This is a genomic window from Xanthomarina sp., assembly GCF_035306705.1.
GTDB lineage: Bacteria > Bacteroidota > Bacteroidia > Flavobacteriales > Flavobacteriaceae > Xanthomarina.
The window spans coordinates 1-23,042 of the sequence record NZ_DATGNO010000056.1 but is presented as its reverse complement, the minus strand read 5'-3'; the positions used below and the strand labels follow the sequence as shown (position 1 = coordinate 23,042).

The window sequence follows — 23,042 nt, the reverse complement described above, 5'->3', positions numbered from 1 at the left end:
TATTAAAATCTATGAAATTAGTGCCTCATTCACTCAAAGAGGTTAAGTTGAGATTTGTTAATACGTATATTTCTCAAAAGTAACTCTGCGGAAATCTCTAAGTATCTATGTATAATAGCACCTACTAGATAAAAATTTGTGACATCTATATTTACAAACCAACAACTGCAGCTTCTGCACAACGTTCGCCATCCATAGCGGCAGAAACAATGCCTCCAGCATAACCTGCACCTTCACCACAAGGGAATAATCCTTCTATTTCCGGATGTTCTAGATTTTCATTTCTAGGAATGCTAATAGGAGAGGAGGTTCTGCTTTCCACTCCAACAACGTTGGCTTCAGCCGTATAATACCCATGCATTTTTTCACCAAAAGCCTTAAAACCTTGGCGTAAACTCCCTCCAATTAGTTTTGGTAGAAGCGAATGTAAGGGAGCCGATTGCAATCCTGGCTGATATGAAGTTTCATTTAAATTTGCCGACAACTTGCCTTCAACAAAATCGGTTAAACGTTGCGCAGGCGCCGTTTGCGTTCTTCCTCCTGCAGTAAAAGCCAAACGCTCTAAATCTTTCTGATATTCCAAGCCTTTTAAAACGCCAAAATGTTCGTATTTAGGAAAATCTCTATCTACATTTAATTCTACAATAATACCAGAATTAGCAAATTGATTATTTCGTTTTGAAGGTGACATTCCGTTTACAACTACCTCTCCATTGGCCGTAGCTGCTGGAACTATAAAGCCTCCTGGACACATACAAAACGAATAAACACCTCTATTATTTACTTGTTGTACCAAGCTGTAGGAAGCAGCAGGAAGTAGTTCGTCTCTTTTTCCAGAGCAATGATATTGAATGGAATCGATAATGTGCTGAGGATGTTCTACGCGAACCCCCATTGCAAACGACTTAGCCTCTATGGCAATTTTCTTTTCATGTAATAGATAGAAAATATCCCTTGCCGAATGCCCTGTCGCTAGAATGACACGATTGGAAGCAAGTTCTTCACCATTTAGTAATTGAATGGCTTGAATTTTATTGTTCTTTATTTTAAAATCGGTCACACGAGTTTCAAAATGCACTTCACCACCATATTTTATGATAGTTTCACGTACATTAGTAACTACTTTTGGGAGTTTGTTGGTGCCAATATGTGGATGGGCATCTACTAAAATTTGATCTGTTGCTCCATGAAATACAAGGTTTTCAAATATTCTACGAACATCGCCTCGTTTTAAACTTCTGGTGTATAATTTACCATCACTATAAGTTCCTGCGCCTCCTTCACCAAAACAATAGTTAGAATCCTCATTTACAAAATGGTCTTGATTGATGGCTTTTAAATCGCGACGTCGATCTTGCACATTTTTGCCACGTTCAAGAACTATAGGTTTAAAACCTAGCTCAATGCAACGTAAAGCAGCATACATTCCTGCTGGGCCAAAGCCAATAATATGAATTGGTTTGGATTTTGAAACATCTTTATAATCGAAGGTGTATTCTGATGATTCTGGTACAGGTTCATTAATATAAACAGCGACTTTGTAGTTTAAAATTATCTTAGGTTTTCTGGCATCGATAGATTTTCGAAGGACTTTTATTCCAGAAATTTTGTCTCTGGACATGCCCAAATTTTCGGCAGATTTTATTAAAAGAATATTAGGAATCTCTTCCTCTTTTAAACTAATACGTAGCTGAATGTCTTTTATCATTCGACAAAATTACAGAAAAATAGGAGATGAGTTGAAGTTCTTGTAAAGTTGTTTTTGAAAATCTGTTATTCCTTGGTTTCGCACGGATGTGTGAAATTCGTTTCTATAAAATTAGTCTAATTCTTTTTCCTCATATTCTTTTTGTGCAGAAATAAAAGGGATTCTGGGCGCTAAAAAATACCCTGTTAAACTAGCAAATAGAATAGGAATGAAATAAGAAAATCCGGTTAAGGTTGCCAACAGAATAGTGGTGCTCATTGGAGTTCTAGTAACACAAGCGTTTATTGCTGCCATGCAACTTACAATGGTAAGCGATAAACTTATGGAAGGGATAAAATGATGAATTATTAATCCCAAAGTGGCACCCGTAAAAAATAACGGAATTATAAATCCTCCTCGCCAACCAGAAGTTACTGTAACGGAAATGGCTATTATTTTTAGAAATAAAATAACGATCAGCATTTGAACTGAAAAGTCGCTTGTTAAAAGAGTGGAAAGTTCGTAATGACTAAAGTATCTTGTAATTGGTACATAAAAAACGATGGTTCCGAGTAAAATCCCACCAATTAAGGTTTTTATATATATTGGAACCTGTAATTTTTCAAAAATACTTTTCAAAAACTTGGTACAGAAAATAAAAAACCAACCAAAACAAGTAGCTATAATTGCAAAAAATACGGCGTATAAAAAATCGAACCTATCCAGCATTTCGTAGTTTGGCAAGATCCAAAGTGCGCCAAGATCCAATTGTGTTATAAGTGCAAATACCACATAACTAAAACAACTGGCAACAAAAGCTGGCATGATGGCTTTGTAGTATTGAACGGCATGTTCGTGATGCAAAATTTCTAAAGCGAATAAACTTCCTCCTAAAGGAGCACCAAACATGGCGGTAAAACCAGATGCCATTCCAGCAATACTCATAGAACGAAGATCTTCACCTTTTAATCGGAATAATTTGCCAAACCAAGTTCCTGAGGATCCAATTATTTGTACTAAAGGTGCTTCTGGTCCTAGACTTCCTCCCGAACCTATACATAGTAAGGAGGACAAGAGCATGGATGGATTATTTTTAGGATCTAATTTCCCCTTGTTAAACCGGATGTTGTTTACAATTAATTGAATTTCTCCTGGATCGCCTATAAAGTGAATAACCAAGCCAGCAAGTAGGCCACAGATGGCCATGGTAGGGATTACCAACCAGCCTTCAAAAGATGCTAAATGTTTGGTTAAAAACTCTAAGATAATCCAATATAGTCCTGCTATAAATCCACCAAATAATCCGAGTAATGCCCATAGCAAAAACTTTCTACTAAAAACAAAGGGGTTAAATTGTATGGGTTGATCTAAAAGATTGAGGTATGTAACTAATTGCCTTTTTCGTTTTAGTTTCACTTTAAGCTTGGTTTAGAAATGAAATTTAATGTTTTACATAAGTTAAAAACGAAAATGCGTGTAGGTGTTTTTCGTCTTTAGGATGATTGGTTTTGTTGACTTCTTTCCAAATAGTTGGGTCTATTTTTGGGAAAAAAGTGTCTGCATCAAAATTTTCGTGGACTCTTGTAAGCTCAATTTTGTCGGCAAAAGCCATTGCTTGCGTATAGATTTCGCCTCCGCCAATTACAAAAGGTTGCTTGTCTGATTTAGCAACATCAAAAGCATCTTGCAAATTATTAACTACAATTACGCCAGTAGGAACTTGATAATTTGCTTGCCTAGAAATAACTACATGAATTCTGTTTGGTAAAGGTTTTGGAAAACTTTCAAAGGTTTTTCTCCCCATAATAATATGGTGTCCGTTAGTAAGCTCTTTAAAACGTTTTAGGTCGTCGCTTAAATGCCAGATCAGTTGGTTGTCTTTTCCAATTTCATCATTTTCTCCGGCTGCCACTATTATGGTAATTTCAGAGTTTTTAGAGTTCGTTACTAGTCTTTTTTTTTCAGGTGCAAGAAGCATGTCTTTTTCAACTTGTTGCTCAAGTTTGGCAATTCGTTCTTTTTGTAGGGCAACTAATTTATTAAGTTGTTCTTTTTCCCAAGCTTCACCTAAAAATTTATGAGTAAAATATACGTTAAAAGCATGATATATAAATAGAATGGACCAAGCTAGAATAGCATATACAAACCAATTAATACCTAATGGACTAACTGTTGCTCCAACATTAAAAACTAGATTTGCAATTATAAAAGCTAAGGAACCAATTAAAAAGAAAACAAAATGAATGTACAAACTCCGTTTTTGCTTGATACGTTTTTGAGCTGTTTTAATTAATTCTAATTGCTCCTTATCTATTTGTGGGGTCTCTTTTTTCTTTCCGAACATATTCTGAATAGTTTATGTAAAGTTAGTGTATTTCTATGAATCCTTAGAAGTAGATAGTCATTAAAATCTGCATATTGGTATCTATAGGTTGGCCATTTTTGTAACCAGGTTCTTTGAATTTTGGCATCCGCTTCAATACGTTTATGACTTCTGCTGCCATTTCTCTTTTATGCGCTTTAGCCGTAATATTTTCTGCTTTTCCTTTTTTATTTATGGTGAAGTTCACCATGAATTGTGTGGTTTTTTCTAAAGGAAAAAGTTTATCGGCTAAGTTGTAATTGATACTTACTTTTAAATAATCTATCACTTTATTGGTAGTACATTCTTTTAAAGCCTCGTAACTTAAAGTTTCATCACAACTTCTATAAACTGGAAATTTCTCGTCTTTAGCTGGGTTTGGATTAGTTACTTGAAAATTAATCGGCAAATAATAAGGCACTCTTACCGGTTTACCATCTATCATTCCAGGTTTTAATTTGGGTATTAATTTAACAACACGAATGGCTTCAGCCTCTAGTTCTGGATAGGCTGATCTGGCAATAATGTTTGTTAATTCTCCACTTGTTGATATTTTAAAAAAAACTGAAATTTTTACCATGGAGGCATCGGGTAAACCTAATTTATCAGCTACCTGTATATTGAAGTGTTTAGCAATAAAACTGCTTATTTTCTCATTAAAACATTCTTTTATAGCTCGGTTCCCCATGTTTTCATCACATCCTTTATAAATGGGAACTCGTTCGATAACATCGAAAGGGACTTCTTCCGTAGTTTCATTGAGTTCATTATCTGATAATTCTATGGTGTTTTCTTGCGCAAAAGTGATTAGACTGGTAGCGAAAAATAATAAGAGTATGTAATATTTCATGAATTGGGTTTGAAATTAAATAGCAACTTTTCCTTTAATGTGCGGATGCGGATTATAATCTACCAAAGTGAAATCCTCGAATTTAAAATCGAAAATATCTTTTACTTCAGGATTAAGAAGCATTTTAGGAAGTGGTTTTGGATCTCTTGATAGCTGTAATTCTAATTGTTCTTTATGGTTGTTGTAGATATGGGCATCGCCAAAGGTGTGAATAAATTCACCAGCTTCATAACCACATACCTGAGCCATCATCATGGTAAATAAAGCATAAGAACCAATATTAAATGGCACGCCTAAAAAGATATCTGCACTGCGTTGGTATAGTTGACAAGATAATTTTCCATCGGCTACATAAAATTGAAAAAACGCATGACACGGAGGTAATGCTGCCTTTCCGTTAGCTACATTTTCGCTAAAACTTTTTGAAGTATCTGGTAAAACCGAGGGGTTCCAAGCAGAAACCAGCATACGTCTGCTATTTGGATTGTTTTTTAAAGTATCGACGATGTCCTGTATTTGATCTATCTCATCACTGTTCCAATTTCTCCATTGATGACCATAAACCGGACCTAAATCGCCATTTTCATCAGCCCATTCATTCCAGATGCGAACGCCATTTTCAGTTAAATAATTGATGTTTGTATCACCTTTTAAAAACCAAAGTAATTCGTAAACAATGGATTTTAAATGTAATTTCTTGGTGGTTACCATAGGAAAGCCTTCACTTAAATCAAAACGCATTTGATATCCAAAAACACTTTTTGTCCCTGTTCCTGTTCGATCTCCTTTTTCATTTCCGTTCTCTAAAACGTGTTTAACTAAGTCTAGATATTGTTTCATGTTCACCTCCCACGAACGTGGGAATCTTTTTAAAATTTAACAAAATTTTGAAAAATATAAAAATAGAAAAAAGCTTCAAACCAAAAGGGTAGAAGCCTAATTATATATTAAAAGTTATTAACTTATTGCATCTTGGCTTACCTGTTTGCCGATAGCCAAGCGCAGGAATTGGGCTAGCCGATGATCATTCCAGCAATAGTTGCTGAAATTAATGAAGCAATGGTTCCACCAATTAGGGCTTTCATTCCAAATTCCGATAAGGTTTTACGTTGTCCAGGAGCTAGAGAGCCAATTCCTCCAATTTGGATTCCTATAGATGCAAAGTTTGCAAAACCACAAAGCATATAAGTAGCCATAATAATGGATTTATTATAGTTTAAATGTACCACATTGGCCACGTTTTTTAAATCGGCTAACTGGATGTATCCAACAAATTCACTAGCTACCAATTTAATACCCAATAATTGGCCCATCATCATAATATCTTCGCTTGCTACTCCAATCAACCACATTAAAGGCGCAAAAATAGTTCCTAAAATAGCTTCAAGAGAAAGTGCTGGATATGGTGTATTTGCGGCCATCCATGTATTAATAGTAGAAAAACCTCCAACCCAGCCCAAAATACCATTTATCATGGCAATAAAGGCCACGAAAACCAATAGCATGGCTCCAACGTTTACAGCTAATCTTAAGCCTTCCGTAGTTCCGTTGGCAATGGCATCTAAAATATTAGAACCGATTTTGTCTGAAGACACCTCGACTTCCGAATTAATTTCTTCGGTTTGAGGATATAGTATTTTTGAAATAACAATGGCGCCAGGTGCAGCCATAACAGATGCAGCTAATAAATGTTTGGCATAAACAAGTCTTAAGGCAGGATCGTCTCCACCAAGAAAACCAATGTAGGCCGCTAAAACGGCTCCAGCAACGGTTGCCATACCTCCAATCATGACCAAGAGCATTTCGCTTTTAGTCATTTTTTCTAGATAGGCTTTTATTAAAAGTGGTGCTTCTGTTTGACCTAAAAAGATGTTTCCAGCTACACTTAAACTCTCTGCGCCAGATATTTTTAATAGTTTACTTAATAGCATTGCCATTAATTTTACTGCTTTTTGAATGATGCCCAAATAGAATAAAACAGAGGTTAATGCTGAAAAGAAAATAATGGTTGGCAATACTTGAAAGGCGAATATAAAACCAAACGTATCCATGTCTACAACCAAACCTTCGAATAGGAATTTACTTCCGGCACGAGTGAAATCCAAAATGCTGATAAAAACTTGTCCAACCGACTCAAATCCGCTTTGTATAAATGGAATTTTTAAAACCCCGATGGCAATTAATAATTGAAAGGCTAAACCAATTCCAACCGTTTTCCAGTTGATTGCTTTTTTGTTATTACTGAATAAAAAAGCAATAAATATTAATGAAATCATTCCTAATACACCTCTCCATAAACTGCTAAAGGAAAAGCCTTCACTAGGTTTTATTGTATTTTCTGCTTGAAGGGCCAGTGCTTCGTTAATGGAAGGTTTTGCACTAGAAAAATGATATGTGCTTTCCTTTTCATTAATGACTAGGGTAGAATCTGTTAGGGTGTTGATTCGATACCTTCTTACCGAATCGAAAGGTTTGTTGAAATAAAAAACCAATAAATTATTTTGGTGGAGATAATCTCCGGAAGCTTGAAGTGAATCTTTGCTGACCGTAAATTGGAAGATGCCTTTGTGGAGTTCTAAACCATCCGTGTTTTTATTGGCAGTAACTTGTTTCCCATTTTGGTCTTGAATGCTTTCTAGATGCCATTTTTTTTCTAGTTCTTGTGCTTGTGTACTTAAAGTTAGTCCAAAGAAAATAGCTGCAATGGCTAATAGAAATTGTTTCATTTGATGGGTTTGGGTTGGTTATCTTTTCGAAATTTCGTCACGAATTTTTGCAGCTTTCTCATAATCTTCGCTCGCTACAGCCTCACCTAATAGAGTGTGCAATTCGTCCAAGGTTTTGTTTTTGTAGATATCTTTGGGTGTGCCAGACTCTAATTCTTCAGCAATAAAGTCGTCGACTAAAACGCTATCTCCTTCGGAGCCACCTTCAGTTTTAGGATCTATTTTTAAGTAGATACCTGCTTTGTCTAAAATGTTTTTATAGGTAAAAATTGGCGCATTAAAACGAAGTGCCAAGGCAATGGCATCGCTAGTTCTGGCGTCGATAATTTCTTCAACCTTATCCCGTTCGCAAATTAAACTGGAATAAAAAACGCCATCTACCAATTTGTGGATAATAACTTGTTTAACGACGATTTCAAATCGGTCGGCAAAATTCTTAAAGAGATCATGGGTTAGAGGCCTTGGAGGTCTAATTTCTTTTTCGAGAGCAATAGCAATGGATTGCGCTTCAAAAGCACCAATAACAATAGGTAATTTCCGGTCGCCATCAATTTCGTTTAAAATAAGTGCATAGGCACCATTTTGGGTTTGGCTATAGGAGATTCCTTTGATATTAAGACGAACTAAACTCATAAATTTTTAAAAAAACAAAGAACTGTTTAAATTAGGACTTTACCAACTGCTTAAAGCATATTTCATGATTTTGTTTTTGCGTTTTACAAAACCTTGGTAGCTATAGCCATAGTAATAATGCTATTTAAACAGTTCTTATTAACAATACAAGTTAAAAAAATAAATCTATTGTTGTGCTTTAAAAGCTTTTAATTTTTCGATTAATTTAGGAACGACTTCAAAAGCATCTCCCACAATTCCGTAATCGGCCGCCTTAAAGAAAGGAGCTTCAGGATCTGTATTGATAACTACTTTTACCTTACTGGCACTAACTCCTGCAAGATGTTGAATAGCTCCAGAAATTCCGATGGCAATATAAAGATTTGCCGCTACAGGTTTTCCAGTTTGTCCTACGTGTTCTCCATGTGGTCTCCAGCCTAAATCGCTCACTGGTTTAGAGCATGCAGTTGCTGCACCTAAAACTTCGGCAAGTTCTTCAATCATTCCCCAGTTTTCTGGACCTTTAAGACCACGTCCTCCAGAAACAACTATTTCGGCATCTGCAATAGTTACTTTTCCAGAAACTTTATCAACAGATTCTACTTTAACCCCTAATTCAGGAATGGCAGGTGAAAAATCTTCAGCAGTAGCACTCGCCGAATTTTCTTTAACCCCAAAAGCATTTTTAGATACGCCAACTACTTTTACCTCAGTATTGATAGCAGTCATATTAAAGGCTTTGTTTGTGAACGCTGTACGTTTTACAGTAAATGGCGAGGTGCTTGAAGGAGCCTCAACTACGTTAGAAGCATATCCTGCGTCTAATTCAATAGCTAAAAGAGGTGCTAAATATTTGCTATCTGCACTCGAGCTAACCACAATTACTTTTGTGCCTTCTTGCTTAGCAGCTTGTGCAATAGCACTTGCATAAGCACTGGCATTAAAAGTTTCTAATTGTGGGTTTTTTATTTTTAACACTTTATCTACTCCATGATTTCCAAGAATAGCGGTGTCGTCTGCATTAAAAGTAACTGCCGTAACGGTTGTTCCCATTTGGTCTGCAACTGTTTTTGCGTAGGAAGCAACTTCTAAAGCTGTTTTTTTAAAGGTTCCTTTATCGGATTCTGTATATACTAATACTGACATAATATGTTTTTTTTCCTATCCCAACCCTTTCCTAAGGAAAGAGCTACGAAACGTTAATATTTTGTTTATATCCCTTATTCCCATCCTTTGGAGGGGTTAGGGGAGGATTAAATTACTTTTGCTTCGTTGTGAAGTAAGTTTATTAATTCATCTACATTGTCTGGGTCTATTAATTTGATTGCACCTTTTGGAGCAGGCTTTTCAAATTTTACAGATGCTGTTTCAGTATTTGCATCTATGGGTTCAACCACTTTTAAAGGTTTTTGGCGAGCCATCATAATCCCTCTCATGTTTGGAATACGTAAATCACTTTCTTCAACCAAACCTTTTTGTCCACCAATAACTAGGGGCAAAGAGGTTGAAACAGTTTCTTTTCCACCGTCAATTTCTCTTACAGCTTTAGCATTTGTTCCATCAACTTCTAAGCTAATACAGTTGGTTACAAAATTGGCTTTTAATAGTCCAGCAACCATTCCTGGAACCATACCACCATTATAATCAATAGATTCACGTCCAGCAATTACTAAATCGTAACCACCATCTTGAACTACTTTTGCTAATTGTTGCGCAACTGCAAAACCATCTGTTGCAGCGGTATTTACTCTAATAGCACTGTCGGCTCCAATGGCCAAGGCCTTACGTAAGGTTGGTTCGGTTTCTGGCCCACCAACATTTACTACATCTACAGTAGCGCCTTGTTTTTCTTTAAACCACATGGCTCTAGTTAAGCCAAATTCGTCGTTTGGATTGATTACAAACTGTACGCCGTTTGTATCAAACTTGGTATCTCCTTCAGTAAAATTGATTTTTGAAGTCGTATCAGGTACATGACTAATACATACTAATATTTTCATTTTTGAATAATTTATATGTTTATATTTCTGTTTTAAATTGGTAGTATCATGTAAAATTTGGGCTAAAATTAGCTCATTAAGTACAGTCAACTAGAATGAGGTTACGAAGTTACTTATTTTATTCAAAATATTTGCTATGCACGCATAATAAATTTCAAATAAATCGAATATTTTTAGGTCTGTGTTATATCAAGTATTTAAATATTTTTCAAGGATTTATTTTTACTATTATTATATACCGGTTTTATTCTGAATAATTCCTATTTTTGTGCTCCTTTATAATAAGTATTAATTAAAAAGTTCTTTCGTTTTGAAAGACATGACATCGGAATGAGAACAATTCAATTTAGAGAAGCTATATGTGAAGCCATGAGTGAAGAAATGCGCAGAGATGAAAGCATTTACTTAATGGGTGAGGAAGTAGCTGAATATAATGGTGCTTATAAGGCATCTAAAGGAATGTTGGATGAATTTGGTCCAAAACGAGTTATCGATACTCCTATTGCCGAACTTGGTTTTTCTGGTATTGCCATTGGTTCTACCATGACTGGCAATAGACCAATTGTAGAATATATGACGTTTAACTTCTCATTGGTAGGAATTGATCAAATTATAAACAACGCCGCAAAAATTAGACAAATGTCGGGTGGGCAATTTCCTTGTCCTATTGTTTTTCGTGGGCCAACAGCTTCTGCGGGACAGTTGGCAGCAACGCACTCCCAAGCTTTTGAAAGTTGGTTTGCAAACACGCCTGGTTTAAAAGTGGTTGTTCCTTCTAATCCTTACGATGCAAAAGGGCTTTTAAAATCGGCTATTCGTGATAACGATCCAGTTATTTTTATGGAAAGTGAGCAAATGTATGGCGATAAAGGTGAAGTGCCAGAAGGCGAATACACCATTCCATTAGGAGTTGCTGAAATTAAAAGAGAAGGAAAAGACGTGACCATAGTTTCTTTTGGAAAAATCATTAAAGAAGCTTACAAAGCTGCAGATGAATTAGAGAAAGAAGGTATTTCGTGTGAAATTATCGATTTAAGAACCGTTCGACCGTTAGATAAAGAAACCATTTTAAAGTCGGTCAAAAAAACAAACAGATTAGTTGTTTTGGAAGAAGCCTGGCCATTTGGAAACGTATCTACCGAGATAACCTATATTATCCAATCTGAAGCTTTTGACTATTTAGACGCTCCAATTATAAAAATTAATACAGCAGATACGCCTGCACCTTATTCTGCAGTTTTATTTGAACATTGGTTGCCAAATAGTACCGATGTGGTAAAAGCTGTTAAAAAAGTTTTGTATAAATAAATTTTTTATACTTTAGTGTTAATTGACTTCATTGGCAATATTGTTGATGAAGTTTTTTTGTTTATTTGAAATATCTCTGATTGATCTTTAAATTAGAAAGATGTGATTAATGAGATTCCTGACTTATAGCAATGACTAATTAAAAGTAAATGAATTATAACCTACTTGTCTTATTTTTTTTCTTGAATAGTTGCTTTTTGTTTGCTCAAACAAAGGTTAGCGGTCATGTTTATGATGAAAATAATCAACCCGTAGCTTATGCCAATATTATTTTTAAAAGTTCTTCTGAAGGTACCATCACAGATGAGAATGGAGTTTTTTACCTTGAATCACCTAGCACATGGGATACTTTAATTGTTTCTTTTATTGGTTATGAAACCATAGAATATCCTTTAGATAAAAGAGTTAGCTATAACTTAAGTTTTAATTTAACCGAAGCAGCTTCGGCCTTAAATGAGGTGCTTATAGTTTCTGGAAAACAATCTAAAAAGGCTGAAGAGAATCCTGCTATTGTTATCATGAAGAAAATCTGGGAACACAAGCGAAAAAATGGACTTAGACAATTTAAGCAATACAGTTACGACAGATACGAAAAAGTAGAATTCGACATCAATACGATCGATAGTGCCCTAATGAAAAGCAATTTATTTAAAGGCATGGAATTCGTTTTTGAACATGTGGACACGTCGAAGGTAACAGGGAAAACATACTTGCCCATTTTTGTGAATGAAGAAGTTGCCAAAGTATATGGGGATAATATTCTTAAAAAAGAAAAAGTTGAATTAAAGGGGAATAAAAACTCTGGTTTTAGTAGCAATCAGGCCATAATAGATTTTATAAAAGACCTGTATTCTGAATACGATATTTATAATAATTACTTAAAATTCTTCGATAAAAGTTTTGTAAGTCCTATTTCCACAACCGGTATTAACACCTATAATTACGTTTTGTCAGACAGCGCTTATATTGATAACAAATGGTGTTACAACATTATTTATTATCCAAGACGTAAAAACGAACTTACCTTTAAAGGCGATTTTTGGGTGGCAGATACCACCTTTGCCATTAAGGATATTAATATGCAAGCTTCAAAAAGTGCCAATATAAATTGGGTAAAGGAAATTTATATCGAACAGGAATTTGAAGTTTTAAACGATTCGGTATTTTTGGTGAAACGCGATTATTTTTTGTCTGATTTTACCTTTAATAAAAGAGAGAAATCGCGTGGTATTTATGGTAAGCGTACCACTCTTTATGATAATTATGTCTTTAATCAAGTTAAGGAAGACGAGTTCTATAAAAAGGAGGTTTTCGATTATAACAAAGAATATTACAATAGAGATGATGCCTTTTGGGACGCGAACAGAATGGAAGCTTTGTCCAAAGATGAAAAAGGGGTTTATAAAATGTTGGATACCTTAAAGACGGTTGGAAAATTTAAAAGACTTTATAATGTTGGAAGTATTTTGGCTTCAGGATTTGTTGAAATTGAAAAATGGAATTTAGATATTGGCCCTATTTCTTCAACTTTTGGATATAACGATGTAGAAGGTTTAAGGCTAAGAGCAGGAGCAAGAACCTATTTTGGTCAAAATGATTTATGGAGAGCCCAAGGATTTTTAGCTTATGGATTTAAGGATGATAAGTTTAAATATGGACTTTCGGGAAAATGGTTGATCAATAAAGAAAATAGATTTATTATCTCGGCAGGACATAGAAGAGATATTGAGCAAATTGGAGCCAATTTAACCAGTTCGACAGATGTTTTAGGAAGAAGTTTAGCTTCCAATGACATATTTTCTGTGGCTGCAAACGATAAACTTACAAATATTAATTTAGGAGCTTTGGCCTTTGAAATGGAGCCATGGCAAAATTTAGTTTTTAGAGTAGGGGGTAGTTTTAGAACACTGTCTTCCGCTTCGCCTACATTTAGTTTAGATTATATCGATCCAGAATCACCAACTGGTATTTCTTCGGAGATAAAACAGTTTGAAAGTACCTTTAGTGTAAATTACTACCCGCAAAGAAAAATGACTGGTTATGGTGTTGAAAGATTGAATGCCAACGATAATTTTGCGTCTTTATTCATGGAATATAGTGTGGGATCCAAAGGCGTATTTGATAGCGACTTCGATTACAAAAAAGTGCAGTTTTCCTATATTCAACCATGGCAAATAGGTGGCTTGGGGCAACTTAGGTCAACGGTCGAAGTAGGTAAGACTTTTGGCGAAGTGCCTCTTGGTTTATTAAGTATTGTTCCTGGAAATCAGTCGTACTTTACGTTTTACAGGTCATTTTCGCAATTGGATTATTACGAGTTTGTAACAGATACCTATGTCGCATTATTTTTAGAACATAACTTCAATGGTCGCTTTTTCTCAAGAATTCCTTTTTTAAGAAAATTGAATTGGCGTGAAATTGTTGGAGTTCGTGCGGTCTGGGGAGACTTATCCAATGCTAATATTGCCTTAAGCAGTCCTTCAAACATTCCGTTAATTGCTCCAAACAATGAAATTTACTACGAGTATAGCGTAGGGGTTGGAAATATATTTAAGATTATGAGATTAGATTTCAACTTTAGGGGTAATTACTTAGATAACCCAGGAGCTAGAGATTTTGGAGTGTCTATTAATTTTGGATTTAGGTTTTAATCCTAATTAAACAAAGGGATTACATTCATTTTACAACTCCACCTTTTATAACAAAACTATTTTTAGTTGCCCAAAACCAAAGACTTATGTATCTTTGCAGCCTTTAAAAATGCAGCTTGTACATTTAATACAACTGCTTTATTGAAGCAATAATTTAGATATAACATAAGATATAAAAATATGAGTCCAAAAGGAAAAAAAACCTTCGATGTACTAATTGAAATACCAAAGGGAAGTAGAAATAAATACGAATATGATTTCGAATTAAAAAAAATCCGATTCGATAGAATGTTGTTTTCATCCATGATGTATCCTGCAGATTACGGTTTTATTCCTGAAACTTTAGCTTTAGATAAAGATCCTTTGGATGTTTTGGTGTTAGGAGGCGAACCTACGTTTCCAATGTGTGTGGTTGAGGTTAGGCCAATTGGAGTTTTCCACATGGCAGACGAAAAAGGCCCAGACGAAAAAGTTATTTGTGTACCTGTTTCCGATCCTATTTGGAATAAGCTAAACGATTTGTCGGATATGAACCCGCACCAAATTAAAGAAATTGAACACTTTTTTCAAGTATATAAGGATTTAGAAAAGAAAAAAGTAGATGTAGGAGGTTGGGGAAATGCCCAAGAAGCCTACGAAATTGTTAATAAATGTGTGGATCGATATGAAAGTAGCGACCATAAAACAAATGGCGACTTCACCATTTAAGATCAAGCTTTTCTTAAAAACAAACCCTTTACATATTAGATGTATGAGGGTTTTTTAATGTTAACGTATTTTATTACATTTGCGCTGCTAAAAACTAATCAATATAAAATAACAATATGGAATCAATGATGATTTATATGCCAATTGCAATGGCACTCTTAGGACTGATTTATATGGTCGTGAAAAAATCTTGGGTTATGAAACAAGATGCTGGAGACGGCAAAATGAAAGAAATTTCAGATCATATTTACGAAGGTGCTTTGGCATTTTTAACAGCAGAATACAAACTTTTGGCCATTTTTGTGGTTATAGTAAGTGTGGCTTTAACAGCCGTTTCTTTTATAGTACCAACAACACATTGGTTAATAGCTGTAGCCTTTGTTTTTGGAGCCATCTTTTCAGCCTACGCTGGAAATATTGGAATGAAGATAGCTACTAAAACAAACGTTAGAACAACGCAAGCTGCTAAAACAAGTTTGCCAAATGCACTTAAAGTCTCTTTTGGAGGTGGAACTGTTATGGGATTAGGAGTTGCAGGCTTAGCTGTATTAGGTTTAACTTTATTTTTCATCATATTTTTCTGGGTATTTATGGATAGCGCATGGACAAACAATATGGATATGACCATTGTTCTTGAAACGTTGGCTGGTTTCTCTCTAGGCGCAGAATCTATTGCTTTATTTGCTCGTGTAGGTGGAGGTATTTATACCAAAGCAGCCGATGTAGGTGCAGATTTAGTAGGTAAGGTTGAAGCTGGAATTCCAGAAGACGACCCAAGAAACCCTGCAACTATTGCTGATAACGTTGGAGATAACGTTGGAGATGTTGCTGGAATGGGAGCCGATTTATTTGGTTCGTATGTAGCTACAGTATTAGCTGCAATGGTTCTTGGAAACTATGTAATAAAAGACATGGGTGGAGATATTACAAGTTATGGATTTGGAGGTATAGGTCCCATCTTATTACCAATGGCCATTGCTGGAGTAGGGATTATTATTTCTGTAATTGGTACCATGTTAGTAAAAATAAAAAACAACGACGCTAAGGAAAGTGAAGTTATGGGCGCTTTAAACGTTGGTAACTGGGCTTCTATAGGTTTGGTTGCTCTTTCTTGTTATGGTTTAGTAATTTGGATGCTACCTGAAACTATGCAAATGAATTTCTTCGGCGAAGGCTTACAGGAAATTTCCTCAATGCGTGTGTTCTACGCTACTTTAGTAGGGTTGGTTGTAGGAGCTGGAATTTCTTCGGTAACCGAATATTATACAGGTTTAGGTAAAAAACCTATCTTAAAAATTGTACAACAATCAAGCACAGGTGCTGGAACCAATATTATTGCAGGTTTAGCTACAGGAATGATTTCTACCTTTCCTTCAATATTATTATTTGCTGCTGCTATTTGGACATCTTATGCTTTTGCAGGATTCTACGGTGTGGCTCTAGCGGCTTCTGCCATGATGGCCACGACAGCTATGCAATTGGCTATTGATGCTTTCGGACCTATTTCTGATAATGCTGGTGGGATTGCTGAAATGAGTGAACAAGATCCTATTGTAAGAGAACGTACGGATATATTAGATGCGGTTGGAAATACAACTGCAGCAACTGGAAAAGGTTTTGCTATTGCTTCAGCTGCGTTAACATCATTAGCTTTATTTGCTGCTTATGTTACGTTTACAGGAATCGATGGTATTAACATCTTTAAAGCTCCAGTTTTAGCCATGTTATTTGTGGGTGGAATGGTGCCAGTGGTTTTTTCAGCTTTAGCAATGAATGCCGTAGGAAAAGCAGCCATGCAAATGGTTGAGGAAGTACGTCGTCAATTTAGAGAGATTCCAGGGATTATGGAAGGAACAGGGAAGCCAGAATACGACAAATGTGTGGCTATTTCAACCGAAGCTTCTTTAAGAGAAATGATGCTTCCAGGATTATTAACTATCGGTTTTCCCTTAGTAATTGCTTTTGTTCCAATGATTTTTGGAATGGATAACTTGGCTATTGCCGAAATGTTAGGTGGTTATATGGCTGGAGTAACTGTTTCTGGAGTACTTTGGGCAATCTTCCAAAACAATGCTGGTGGCGCTTGGGATAATGCTAAAAAATCGTTCGAGGCTGGTGTGCTTATTAATGGTGAAATGACCTACAAAGGTTCTGAAGCTCATAAAGCCGCAGTAACTGGAGATACAGTTGGAGATCCATTTAAAGATACGTCTGGACCATCCATGAATATTTTAATTAAATTAACTTGTTTAATTGGACTTGTAATTGCTCCAATTTTAGGAGGTCATGCTATAACTAGCGAAACCACTTTAACAAAGACTACAATATCAAATGGACAAGAAATTAAAAAGGTGTTTGCTGAAATTGTAGTTGAAGAAGACGGACATACAAAAGCTGTAGTTAGTATCTCAACTGTAATAAATGATGAAGTTACTGTAGAAGAGCGTGTAATTACAGGTTCGTTTGAAGAAGTAAAAGCAAAGGTTGATGAACTGAAAAAAGGAGCTTCTTCTATTAAGATAAAATCAAATAGAGCAGAACTTGAAGAAGAGTTTTCTGAAGTGATAGTGAAATAAAACACACAAGTATCTATAAAAAAACCACGCATCAAGCGTGGTTTTTTTATGGTATCAAGTGGCGGTTAAAACAAACCATGAATCTCAGCGTCAATTCTATTTATAATGCTTCCTAAATCTTCTGGATTAGCAACAAAATCTAAATTGTCTACATCAATAATTAAAAGATTTCCTTTGTCGTAACCATGTATCCATGCTTCGTAACGCTCATTCAATCTACTTAAATAATCAATGCTAATAGAGTTTTCGTATTCACGACCTCTTTTATGGATTTGAGACACTAAATTAGAAATAGAACTTCGTAAATAGATCAATAAATCTGGACCTTGAACAAAAGATTCCATTAAATCGAATAAGGAACGGTAATTTTCAAAATCGCGATTGGTCATTAAACCCATGGCATGAAGATTGGGTGCAAAAATATGCGCATCTTCATAAATGGTTCTATCTTGAATAATATCCTTACCACTTTCACGTATTTGAGATACTTGTCGAAATCTACTATTCAAAAAGTACACTTGTAAATTAAAACTCCAACGTTCCATTTGGTTGTAAAAATCATCTAGGTACGGGTTGTCCACAACATCTTCTAATTGCGATTCCCAATTGTAATGTTTAGCAAGCAATTTTGTTAGGGTGGTTTTACCAGCACCAATGTTTCCGGCTATAGCAACGTGCATAATTATTTATTGTTTAGTTGGAATTTATGTAAAAATTTAGAATCGTAAATATACAAGGTTTCGTTGGTTACTAAAAACTGTTTTGTCAACAATTCAGGGGTTTCAATTAATTGATAAGCTTTCTCCAATTCGTTAAAATATGAAAGCCTGTTATTTTTTATCAGAAAAATTTTATCATTGCTTTCAACTAGAGATGTGTAACCTATATTTTCCATTTTATACACCAAGCTTCCAAAGTAGTTGTACTTATAAAGAAATTTTTCAGTAAGTAACCAAGCATAATTATAATTGCTTTTTAAATCCAAAACCTTAGATTGTGTAGGTAGAGTTGTGGCTCTGTTTTTATTCGATTTATAATCAAAAAGTTCTAATTGCTGGATGTCTTCATTAAAAACCCATAAGGCATTATCGTTTGCTGTGGAGACAAAAGACACGTTTTTGTAATATTCCAATGTGCTGAAATCTACTTTAAGAATTTCGGCAAACCGATTGTCTAAAATGAAAGCTGTATTAAAATCTTCGTAAAAAATTGTTACTTTTAAAGGGTTAAAGCTATTTGCCGAAGTAATCTTTCCAAATTGCACATTGCTGTATGAGTATTTTCCGTCTTCATCTAGTTTGTAAAGCGTATTTTTCTTAATAAAATAGATCGTTCCAAAATTGTCAATACCTATAACCGTATCAGCTTCAAAAGGACTCTTGGAGACAAAAGTGGTTTCTATAGGTTCTTGTCCAAAAGAGGAAAAAGAAATGAGAAATAGAATATAAAAAAATGTTTTCATTGTGAATTGAAATGTACGAAATTCCATTTAGTTTTAAGATTAAATTCGATATACAGATACAATTAAAATATTTGGTTCGATATGGTGTATGAAACTAGATTTCATTTAAATTTTAATATGTGAAAGTCCTCTTAAAATCAAATGAGGTTCAGTTAAAAAATTGTATTTTGTTTTCTTCAAAAAATTAACTTTTAAAAACTTATTATGAGAACAACAAGTCATTTATTATTGATCTTTTTTTTGTCGCTCTTTACATTTCATTTACAGGCGCAAGAAACAGATACCGTTGTAAAAAACATTATTGAGGAAGCCACAAACAATTCGCAATTAGAAATTTTGGGCCATGAACTAATGGATGTTATTGGACCAAGATTGGTTGGAACACCTCAAATGCAACAAGCAAATGATTGGGCTGTTGCAAAATACTCGAAATGGGGCATCTCTGCCAGAAATGAAAAATGGGGAGAGTGGAAAGCTTGGGAAAGAGGTATCTCGCATATTGATATGTTAGAGCCAAGAGTACATAGCTTAGCTGGGATGCAATTGGCTTGGAGTCCTAGTACAAAATCTAAAGGCGTTACTGCAGAAGTGGTTATTATTCCTACAGTAAAGGATTCTTTAGAATTTGCGAAATGGATGACAACAATTAAAGGCAAATTAGTTATGACTTCTATCTATCAGCCAACAGGACGACCAGATTATAATTGGGAGGAGTTTGCCACAGAGGAATCTTTCGAAAAAATGAAAAAAGACAGAGATTCTTTAACAAAAGAATGGTATGCCAATATAAAACGAACAGGATATGGTTTTAGAGAAATTGATAAAGCTTTAGAAGATGCCGGAGCTGCAGGAATCATCTCTTCGTATTGGTCGAAAGCATTTGGTTCAAATAAAATTTTTGCTGCAAGAACGAAAAAAATCCCAACGGTAGATATTGAATTAGAAGATTATACCATGCTGTACAGATTGGTGGAATATGGAAATAAACCAGTAGTTAGAATTATTGCAGAATCTAAGGATTTAGGGGTTGCACCAACTTTAAATACCATTGCTGAAATAAAAGGAACAGAGAAACCAGAGGAATACGTGATACTTTCAGCACATTTCGATTCTTGGGATGGCGGAACAGGAGCAACAGATAATGGTACTGGAACTTTAGTCATGATGGAGGCCATGCGAATTCTTAAAAAAGTATATCCAAATCCAAAACGCACCATTTTAGTTGGTCATTGGGGAAGTGAAGAACAAGGTTTAAATGGTTCAAGGGCTTTTGTTGAAGATCACCCAGAAATTATAAACAATATCCAAGCTGTATTTAATCAGGATAACGGGACTGGTCGTGTTGTAGACCTTTCAGGAGCCGGATTCCTGCATTCTTACGACTTTATATCTAGATGGTTGGCACCAGTTCCAAAAGACATTAGCAAGCACATTAAAACGGAATTCCCAGGGTCTCCAAGTGGGGGTGGATCGGATAATGCTTCGTTTCTAGCAGCAGGAGCTCCAGCTTTTAACTTAAGCTCATTAAATTGGTCTTATTGGAACTATACTTGGCATACTAACAGAGATACTTACGATAAAATTGTTTTTGACGATGTAAGAAGCAATGCCATACTAACAGCTATTTTAGTGTACATGGCTTGCGAAGATCCAAATAGAACTTCTACAGAGCAAATTGTTTTACCAATAGATGCTAAAACAGGAGAACCACGTACTTGGCCAAAGCCACGTTCGCCAGAAAGAAAAGGTGGATTAAACTAAGTAAGGGTTGCTTTTTTGTAAATACAGTTTAAAACGAAGCTGTTTTTATATAAAAAACATCATTTAAAACTCATAATGACATGACTAAACATGTCATTATGAGTTTTTTAAATTTTAAGACTAAATTTTTCCTCATTTTATTTACAAAAGATTAAAAACTATAATATATTTGCACTCGGTTTTGGGGAGATACTCAAGCGGCCAACGAGGGCAGACTGTAAATCTGCTGACTACGTCTTCGCAGGTTCGAATCCTGCTCTCCCCACTTTAATTCAAAAAATCCACACGGACGTGTGGATTTTTTATTTTATAAAATATGCGTCAGTTTACTCAAAATCATATTTTATGAAATAGAAAATAAACTTTAGGGCAGTTTGATTTTTCATTTTCACGAAGTGTGGAAAAGGTTCAACACAGTTCATCCAGATCAGGTTGAAGGATTGTTGGAATGTTGGTGTGGGGACAAGTCGCGATTTGTCCGTACGTGACTTGTCCGTACGCGATTGTCCATACGGTATAAGATTTGCTCAATTAATTTAAGTATATTTTCCAAAATTAAATTCTTTCAAACAAAAAGCCCCAAAACATAAGTTTCGAGGCTTCTTTAAATTATTTTCTAAACGATTTAGCTTATACTCCAAAAGCGGCTTTCACCTTATCTACATAGTCTAGTTTCTCCCATGTGAATAATTCGACTTCTACTTTTTTCATTCTTCCGTTAATTTGCTCAAACGTTTTGGTAACCTTTTCGTTTTTTCTTCCCATATGGCCATAAGCAGCTGTTTCGCTATACATAGGCTGACGTAAATTTAAACGCTTTTCAATGGCAGCTGGGCGCATATCGAAAATTTCAGTTACTTTTTCAGCTATCTCACCATCTGTCATATTAAATTCACAGGTACCAAACGTATCAATATAAATGGAAGTTGGTTCTGCCACACCAATGGCATAGCTTACTTGAACTAGAACTTCATTGCATACTCCTGCAGCAACCAAGTTTTTTGCAATATGTCTGGTAGCATAAGCAGCACTTCTATCTACTTTACTCGGATCCTTTCCAGAAAAAGCACCTCCACCATGAGCACCTTTTCCGCCATACGTGTCTACAATAATTTTTCTTCCTGTTAGTCCCGTATCTCCATGAGGTCCACCAATAACAAATTTTCCAGTAGGGTTGATGTGATACTTAATATTGTCTGTAAACAGTACTTGAATGTTTTCTGGGAGAGAAGCTATCACTCTTGGAATTAAAATATCCACAATGTCTTTTCTAATTTTAGATAACATAGCCTCGTCCGCTACGGTCACATCTTTTTTAGAATTCGATTTTGGTTTCACAAAATCGTCATGTTGTGTAGAAATTACAATAGCTTCAATACGTTGAGGCACATTATCATCGCTGTACTCTATGGTTACCTGACTTTTGGAATCTGGTCTTAAATAGGTGATGTCTTTATTTTCTCTACGTAATTTGGCTAGTTCAAACATCATTCTATGTGCAAGATCTAAGGCCAAAGGCATATAGTTTTCAGTTTCATTTGTGGCGTAACCAAACATCATTCCTTGGTCTCCTGCGCCTTGTTCTTCTTTGTTGGCTCTATCTACCCCACGATTGATATCTTCAGATTGTTCGTGAATGGCAGAAAAAACACCACAAGAATTCCCATCAAACATATAGGCACTTTTTGTGTATCCAATTCTGTTAATGGTATCTCTGGCAATTTTCTGTACATCTAAATAGGTGTTCGATTTTACTTCCCCAGCCAATACAACCTGACCTGTTGTAACTAAGGTTTCGCAAGCTACTTTTGCATCTTTGTCGAACGCTAAAAAATGATCAATTAGAGCATCGCTAATTTGGTCTGCTATTTTATCTGGATGTCCTTCTGAAACACTTTCAGAAGTAAATAAATAAGGCATAATTACTTGTTTTTTAAACGGTTAAATACGAAATCTTAATGCGATTGCAAGTTGCTAGAGGAGTAGAGATTTACTGCTTTAGCATTTTTTTAAAGAGGTTGCAATCAGACAAATTTTTCCTCTTGATATTGAATTGCAAATGTAGAAAAATTAAATCGATTGTATATTATTTTTAATTTTTTTAGCAAATAATTTGGTTTATAACATTTTCTAACGCAATATTTGCACTCACAAAGTTCAAAAACTTACTGAAATGTTATCAAGAAAGGTGGAGGGATTAGACCCGCTGAAGCCTTAGCAACCCTTAGTTCTATACTATGAAGGTGCTAAATTCTACTTAATTTTCGATTCATTTATCGAAATATTGGATAGATAACTCAAACGAAATTACTCATCTGTGATTTCAATTTTCTTTTTAA

General features: G+C 35.2%; 17 protein-coding genes, 1 tRNA gene and 1 riboswitch. Of the genes, 6 read left to right on the top strand and 12 right to left on the bottom strand.

From position 1 onward, the window contains the following. Positions 1 to 151: 151 nt before the first annotated feature. From VKY47_RS04720 to VKY47_RS04680, 9 genes are all read right to left on the bottom strand, one after another. A complete protein-coding gene (locus tag VKY47_RS04720) occupies positions 152 to 1,708 on the bottom strand; it encodes an NAD(P)/FAD-dependent oxidoreductase (RefSeq protein WP_324310782.1) in 1,557 nt (518 codons plus the stop codon). Between the two features lie 111 nt (positions 1,709 to 1,819). After that, positions 1,820 to 3,103 carry a chloride channel protein gene (locus VKY47_RS04715; RefSeq protein WP_324310781.1) on the bottom strand — a complete coding sequence of 428 codons (1,284 nt, stop codon included), beginning with the start codon at positions 3,101 to 3,103 and terminating at the stop codon, positions 1,820 to 1,822. Between the two features lie 25 nt (positions 3,104 to 3,128). After that, on the bottom strand, positions 3,129 to 4,031 hold the full coding sequence (locus VKY47_RS04710; protein ID WP_324310779.1) for a dihydrofolate reductase: 903 nt from the start codon (positions 4,029 to 4,031) through the stop codon (positions 3,129 to 3,131). A gap of 43 nt (positions 4,032 to 4,074) precedes the next feature. Further along, positions 4,075 to 4,899: an energy transducer TonB gene (locus tag VKY47_RS04705; protein ID WP_324310777.1), complete on the bottom strand. Its 825-nt coding sequence runs from the start codon at positions 4,897 to 4,899 to the stop codon at positions 4,075 to 4,077. 15 nt (positions 4,900 to 4,914) lie between these two features. Continuing rightward, complete coding sequence (locus tag VKY47_RS04700; RefSeq protein ID WP_324310775.1) at positions 4,915 to 5,739, bottom strand: thymidylate synthase; 825 nt, start codon at positions 5,737 to 5,739, stop codon at positions 4,915 to 4,917. Between the two features lie 173 nt (positions 5,740 to 5,912). Then, a complete protein-coding gene (locus VKY47_RS04695; protein WP_324310773.1) occupies positions 5,913 to 7,625 on the bottom strand; it encodes a NupC/NupG family nucleoside CNT transporter in 1,713 nt (570 codons plus the stop codon). 18 nt (positions 7,626 to 7,643) lie between these two features. Beyond that, positions 7,644 to 8,258 carry a bifunctional nuclease family protein gene (locus VKY47_RS04690; protein ID WP_324310772.1) on the bottom strand — a complete coding sequence of 205 codons (615 nt, stop codon included), beginning with the start codon at positions 8,256 to 8,258 and terminating at the stop codon, positions 7,644 to 7,646. Between the two features lie 165 nt (positions 8,259 to 8,423). Then, complete coding sequence (locus VKY47_RS04685; RefSeq protein ID WP_324310770.1) at positions 8,424 to 9,383, bottom strand: electron transfer flavoprotein subunit alpha/FixB family protein; 960 nt, start codon at positions 9,381 to 9,383, stop codon at positions 8,424 to 8,426. Positions 9,384 to 9,490: 107 nt separating this feature from the next. Continuing rightward, entirely contained in the window at positions 9,491 to 10,237 is a 747-nt protein-coding gene (locus VKY47_RS04680) for an electron transfer flavoprotein subunit beta/FixA family protein (RefSeq protein ID WP_324310768.1), read from the bottom strand. Positions 10,238 to 10,567: 330 nt separating this feature from the next. Between VKY47_RS04680 and VKY47_RS04675 the strand changes: the two genes are divergently transcribed. The 4 genes from VKY47_RS04675 to VKY47_RS04660 all read left to right on the top strand — a co-directional run bounded on the left by VKY47_RS04675 (position 10,568) and on the right by VKY47_RS04660 (position 17,480). Continuing rightward, positions 10,568 to 11,545: a pyruvate dehydrogenase complex E1 component subunit beta gene (locus VKY47_RS04675; protein ID WP_324310766.1), complete on the top strand. Its 978-nt coding sequence runs from the start codon at positions 10,568 to 10,570 to the stop codon at positions 11,543 to 11,545. 149 nt (positions 11,546 to 11,694) lie between these two features. Next, a complete protein-coding gene (locus VKY47_RS04670; protein ID WP_324310764.1) occupies positions 11,695 to 14,196 on the top strand; it encodes a DUF5686 and carboxypeptidase-like regulatory domain-containing protein in 2,502 nt (833 codons plus the stop codon). A gap of 180 nt (positions 14,197 to 14,376) precedes the next feature. After that, positions 14,377 to 14,904 carry an inorganic diphosphatase gene (locus VKY47_RS04665; protein WP_324310762.1) on the top strand — a complete coding sequence of 176 codons (528 nt, stop codon included), beginning with the start codon at positions 14,377 to 14,379 and terminating at the stop codon, positions 14,902 to 14,904. A gap of 116 nt (positions 14,905 to 15,020) precedes the next feature. After that, complete coding sequence (locus tag VKY47_RS04660) at positions 15,021 to 17,480, top strand: sodium-translocating pyrophosphatase (protein ID WP_324310760.1); 2,460 nt, start codon at positions 15,021 to 15,023, stop codon at positions 17,478 to 17,480. A 65-nt stretch (positions 17,481 to 17,545) separates the two neighbouring features. On the opposite strand, the gene VKY47_RS04655 is transcribed toward VKY47_RS04660, so the two are convergent. Together VKY47_RS04655 and VKY47_RS04650 are read right to left on the bottom strand one after the other, a co-directional pair. Beyond that, positions 17,546 to 18,160 (bottom strand): deoxynucleoside kinase, encoded by a 615-nt coding sequence (locus VKY47_RS04655; RefSeq protein WP_324310758.1) that lies wholly within the window; start codon positions 18,158 to 18,160, stop codon positions 17,546 to 17,548. Positions 18,161 to 18,162: 2 nt separating this feature from the next. Further along, on the bottom strand, positions 18,163 to 18,942 hold the full coding sequence (locus tag VKY47_RS04650) for a hypothetical protein (protein ID WP_324310756.1): 780 nt from the start codon (positions 18,940 to 18,942) through the stop codon (positions 18,163 to 18,165). 204 nt (positions 18,943 to 19,146) lie between these two features. Here VKY47_RS04650 and VKY47_RS04645 point away from each other — a divergent pair, with 204 nt between their 5' ends. Together VKY47_RS04645 and VKY47_RS04640 are read left to right on the top strand one after the other, a co-directional pair. After that, a complete protein-coding gene (locus VKY47_RS04645; RefSeq protein ID WP_324310755.1) occupies positions 19,147 to 20,703 on the top strand; it encodes a M20/M25/M40 family metallo-hydrolase in 1,557 nt (518 codons plus the stop codon). 183 nt (positions 20,704 to 20,886) lie between these two features. Further along, positions 20,887 to 20,968: transfer RNA gene (locus tag VKY47_RS04640), tRNA-Tyr, on the top strand. A 365-nt stretch (positions 20,969 to 21,333) separates the two neighbouring features. Here VKY47_RS04640 and metK read toward each other — a convergent pair. Then, on the bottom strand, positions 21,334 to 22,623 hold the full coding sequence (gene metK / locus VKY47_RS04635) for a methionine adenosyltransferase (RefSeq protein WP_324310752.1): 1,290 nt from the start codon (positions 22,621 to 22,623) through the stop codon (positions 21,334 to 21,336). 253 nt (positions 22,624 to 22,876) lie between these two features. Beyond that, positions 22,877 to 23,002, top strand: a riboswitch (SAM riboswitch). Positions 23,003 to 23,042 lie beyond the last annotated feature (40 nt).

Bases quoted from the DNA above. Each gene is read 5' to 3' on its own strand.
- VKY47_RS04705 (WP_324310777.1), bottom strand. From the start codon at position 4,899: ATGAAATATTACATACTCTTATTATTTTTCGCTACCAGTCTAATCACT.
- VKY47_RS04645 (WP_324310755.1), top strand. From the start codon at position 19,147: ATGAGAACAACAAGTCATTTATTATTGATCTTTTTTTTGTCGCTCTTT.
- VKY47_RS04670 (WP_324310764.1), top strand. From the start codon at position 11,695: ATGAATTATAACCTACTTGTCTTATTTTTTTTCTTGAATAGTTGCTTT.
- VKY47_RS04650 (WP_324310756.1), bottom strand. From the start codon at position 18,942: ATGAAAACATTTTTTTATATTCTATTTCTCATTTCTTTTTCCTCTTTT.
- VKY47_RS04710 (WP_324310779.1), bottom strand. From the start codon at position 4,031: ATGTTCGGAAAGAAAAAAGAGACCCCACAAATAGATAAGGAGCAATTA.
- VKY47_RS04720 (WP_324310782.1), bottom strand. From the start codon at position 1,708: ATGATAAAAGACATTCAGCTACGTATTAGTTTAAAAGAGGAAGAGATT.
- VKY47_RS04685 (WP_324310770.1), bottom strand. From the start codon at position 9,383: ATGTCAGTATTAGTATATACAGAATCCGATAAAGGAACCTTTAAAAAA.
- VKY47_RS04675 (WP_324310766.1), top strand. From the start codon at position 10,568: ATGAGAACAATTCAATTTAGAGAAGCTATATGTGAAGCCATGAGTGAA.
- VKY47_RS04655 (WP_324310758.1), bottom strand. From the start codon at position 18,160: ATGCACGTTGCTATAGCCGGAAACATTGGTGCTGGTAAAACCACCCTA.
- VKY47_RS04695 (WP_324310773.1), bottom strand. From the start codon at position 7,625: ATGAAACAATTTCTATTAGCCATTGCAGCTATTTTCTTTGGACTAACT.
- VKY47_RS04665 (WP_324310762.1), top strand. From the start codon at position 14,377: ATGAGTCCAAAAGGAAAAAAAACCTTCGATGTACTAATTGAAATACCA.
- metK (WP_324310752.1), bottom strand. From the start codon at position 22,623: ATGCCTTATTTATTTACTTCTGAAAGTGTTTCAGAAGGACATCCAGAT.
- VKY47_RS04690 (WP_324310772.1), bottom strand. From the start codon at position 8,258: ATGAGTTTAGTTCGTCTTAATATCAAAGGAATCTCCTATAGCCAAACC.
- VKY47_RS04680 (WP_324310768.1), bottom strand. From the start codon at position 10,237: ATGAAAATATTAGTATGTATTAGTCATGTACCTGATACGACTTCAAAA.
- VKY47_RS04660 (WP_324310760.1), top strand. From the start codon at position 15,021: ATGGAATCAATGATGATTTATATGCCAATTGCAATGGCACTCTTAGGA.
- VKY47_RS04700 (WP_324310775.1), bottom strand. From the start codon at position 5,739: ATGAAACAATATCTAGACTTAGTTAAACACGTTTTAGAGAACGGAAAT.